This window comes from Pseudoalteromonas sp. SR45-5, from assembly GCF_014163565.1.
Lineage (GTDB): Bacteria > Pseudomonadota > Gammaproteobacteria > Enterobacterales > Alteromonadaceae > Pseudoalteromonas > Pseudoalteromonas distincta.
In genome coordinates this window covers 1-3,695 of sequence record NZ_JACJDN010000413.1, presented here as the reverse complement: position 1 = coordinate 3,695, position 3,695 = coordinate 1, and the positions used below count along the sequence as shown (strand labels likewise).

At 41.0% G+C, this 3,695-nt stretch carries 4 protein-coding genes; all 4 read right to left on the bottom strand.

Annotated elements, in window-relative coordinates:
• The coding region (locus H5072_RS14280; RefSeq protein WP_182693893.1) for an MFS transporter at nucleotides 1-1,286 on the bottom strand (1,286 nt) is incomplete at its 3' end.
• Nucleotides 1,287-1,419: 133 nt separating this feature from the next.
• Nucleotides 1,420-2,028: a recombination mediator RecR gene (gene recR, locus H5072_RS14275; protein ID WP_002962308.1), complete on the bottom strand. Its 609-nt coding sequence runs from the start codon at nucleotides 2,026-2,028 to the stop codon at nucleotides 1,420-1,422.
• Between the two features lie 7 nt (nucleotides 2,029-2,035).
• A complete protein-coding gene (locus H5072_RS14270) occupies nucleotides 2,036-2,362 on the bottom strand; it encodes a YbaB/EbfC family nucleoid-associated protein (protein ID WP_002962306.1) in 327 nt (108 codons plus the stop codon).
• Between the two features lie 60 nt (nucleotides 2,363-2,422).
• Nucleotides 2,423-3,695, bottom strand: a 1,273-nt coding sequence (locus H5072_RS14265) for a DNA polymerase III subunit gamma/tau C-terminal domain-containing protein (protein ID WP_310735885.1), incomplete at its 5' end; no start/stop codon positions are given.

Genomic DNA, 3,695 nt, shown 5'->3' with positions numbered 1-3,695 from the left:
ACTTTGGTATAAATATAAACAGAGATAAGTAAGTTTAGCCCAGCAAGTAAAAGTAGCAACTCTGAAATACTCCACTGAAAAACAGACAGCGTTACAATACTTAAAACAGCACTGCCCACCATAAACAGTGCATTTAATACATTGTTAGCCGCTATAACTCGTGAGCGACTCGACTCTTCAGTACGCTGTTGAATAAGCGCATACAGCGGTATAGTGTAAAAACCAGAGCCAATACCAATGCCTGCCATCCATACAAAATGCCACACCATGTCGCCTGTTTTTAATAACTGCTCAAGCGTCAATAATTCAGGGTTTTGAGGTAAATAAGTGCTAATAGCAGGCTCTTGGCTCAGTAAGTATAAAAACGAGGTAATTAAAATAGCGCCAAAAGGCACAATTCCTAATTCTATTCGAGAGCGAGAAAGCTTTTCACACAGTAACGAACCAATAGCAATACTTAGTGAAAACACAACAAGTGCGCTAGTTACAACCAGTTCATCGCCGCCCATTGTGTGTTTTACATAATTTGGTAGGGACGTTAAAACGATGGCGCCAATTAACCAAAACCAACTGATCCCAAGGACTGATTTACCAACCGATTCTGTTTGCGAATTAAGTGCTGAAAATACGTTTTTTGTCGATGAAAATATATTATAGGTAAATTTTAAGTTAGGCTCGTTTGCTTCACTAGTGGGTATAAAGCGACTGCTCACATAACCCATCACGGCCAAGACTAATAAGGCAATACTTATAAGCGTAGGCCCTACTGATTGAGTAATATAATAAGTGCCAAAAATTGTACCCATTAGTATCGCCACAAACGTGCCTGATTCAACCAAGCCATTTGCTTTTGTTAATTCATTAGGTGCTACGTGCTGCGGTAAAATAGAATATTTTAATGGACCAAAAAACGCACTTTGCACGCCCATTAAAAATACGGTGGCTAACATTAGCCACACATACTGCGTTAAAATAGAAACTGCCCCAACAACCATAATAGGGATTTCACATAGTTTTACGATTCTAATCAATTTTGATTTTTCTGTTTTTTCTGCAAGCTGCCCTGCCATCCCTGAAAATAAAAAGAACGGAAGAATAAATAACCCAGCAGCAATATTTGAATAAAGTGCGCCATCTGCAAGCGTTGCAGCCTGAAATATTAATAGAATAAGCACTGATTGCTTATACACGTTATCGTTTATCGCTGAGAAAAACTGCGTAATAAAAAGCGGTAAAAAACGCTTACTACCGAGTAATGCACCTTGATAGGGTTGGTTATCTTTCATTGTATTCCTTACTAATTAGAGACATAGCCCAAAAATAAATTAGATTGTTTTTAAGCTTACCTTAAAAACGAAAAAGCCTACATGATTTAATCATGTAGGCTTTGGTAATTTGTTTTCAAATAGTGACTTAGAGCTAGTCTTGAGTAACTAGGCGCCTGCCGCTAAAGGCATGCATAAGTGTTCTACCATCTACTAAATCAAGCTCACCACCCACAGGAATACCATGGGCAATACGTGAAGCGCCTACTTTGTATTTATGACAAAGCTGAGCAATATAATGTGCGGTAGTATCGCCTTCAACCGTAGGGTTAGTCGCTAAAATAACCTCATTAATATCGCCTTGAGCAAGCTTTTGCTCTAAAACATCTAAGCCAATCTCTTTAGGACCAATACCGTCAATTGGCGATAAGTGACCCATTAATACAAAGTATAGACCTAAATACTGCCCTGTTTGCTCGATGGCAAGTACGTCAGTCGGCGATTCAACAACACATAATATACCGCTGTCTTGGCGTTTTGTACTTAAACAAATATCGCACTGAGCTTGTTCGCAAAAAGTACGACAAGACTGACAGTGCCCTATGGCGGTCATTGCTTTAGTGAGTGCATTACCCAGCTGAGTGCCTCCCTTTCGGTCGCGCTCAAGCAGGTGAAAAGCAATACGTTGCGCTGACTTTGGACCAATGCCCGGTTGACAGCGCAGTGCTTCTATAAGCTGATTTAAACTATCTGAAAGTTGCATTATTGACTTAAAACGGCATTTTCATACCTGGTGGTAATTGCATACCGCCAGTTACTTTACCCATACGCTCTTGTGTTTCTTCTGCAACACGGCGAACAGCATCGTTACATGCTGCTGCAAGTAAGTCTTCAATCATGTCTTTGTCGTCTTCCATCAAGCTTTCATCAAGCTGAACACGACGTACATTGTGGTTACCAAGCATAGTTACTTTAACTAAACCTGCACCGGCTTCACCAACAACTTCAAGAGTTGCGATTTCGTCTTGGGCTTTTTGCATGCGATCTTGCATTTGCTGCGCTTGCTTCATCATGTTGCCCATTCCACCTTTAAACATAACTTTCTCTCTTTCTTTTAATACATTAATTAACATGAACATAAGGGCGATTGTATGTAATTACAATGCCTGAATACTGTTTTCGTCAATTTCGGCGCTAAATACTTGCTGAAATTGTACTATGTTTTCATCCGATGTGATCACATCGATTGCTTGTTGATGACGTCCTGCATCTATTTTTTGCTGAATCAGATAAGGAGAATCAATAACTCCCTTAGCAAAATTAATACTTAACGACACGTTATGCTCATAAATACTCGACAATGCGGCATCTAATCTTTGGCGAAGCATCGGTGTATCTAAATGCTTTTGTGATTCATCAACGTCTATATGTAAGCTGTTGCCTTGCTTGGTAAATATTGAATGCAACGCAAATTGGCGCATACGACCACCCAGTCCCATACGTTTAATTAAATAAGCCCATTCATCTTGTTGATGTGCAAATCTAATTTCACTAATTGGACTTTGAAAATCATCAGGCACGGGAATGCTAATTTCCTCGGGCGCTGCTTCAGGCACTTTTTGAGGATTTATTTGCTCAAGTAGCTCTGGCGCTAGATTTTCGGTAATTGTTTGATGCTTTTCTTTAAAATCAATTTTTCGTGCTGGTTTTGTATTAGCGTGACCATGTGCCTGGCTTTCGCTCCCTGTTAGTGGGAGCTCATGCTTTTTTTCACTTGCATCTGCACTATCATTCACCCAAGGTGGGGGATCGCTAGGTGCTACGCTTGTAACGCTGTTGAGCTCGTTTATATTTTCAGCGGTACTATCTTGGTGAACACTTTGAGCTTTAGGCATTCTTGGCTGGTGTTCTGGCTTTTTAGCGGGTGCTTGGTTTGGCTGCGCTGCTACATTATTTGCAGAGGTGCTTGTACTCTTGCTTGATAACCTACCCGCACCGGATATGTTTCTATCACGTAAAATACGAGCAATGGCAGATTGCGCCTGCGCTTCTTGTTCAGCTATTGGCGTACTTGCATTGTGATTTGTTAAGGGCTCCGATTGAGGTTCTGAGTTTGCAGTAGGTGCAGGGTTAAAACCCTGATCTACAGCGCTACTCATTATATCGTCAAATTGCGAGGCCAGCGTTTGTTCAGCATCACTATGGAGCATATAAGCTTCATCTTCACTTTGTCGCTGGGCTTGAGCATCTGAAACAACATTGGTTTGTGGTTGCTCTTTAGCTAAAGCCTGTTGCTTTGAAGCGTTTTCACTTTGTTGAACCGGTTGCTCTACTGCAACTTGGGCAGGCTCATTATTACTTTGCACGACTTCATTATTTGATGACTGAGCGGCTGCGTTAGCTGAAGGCTCTATCTCAACGGCTTTAGGC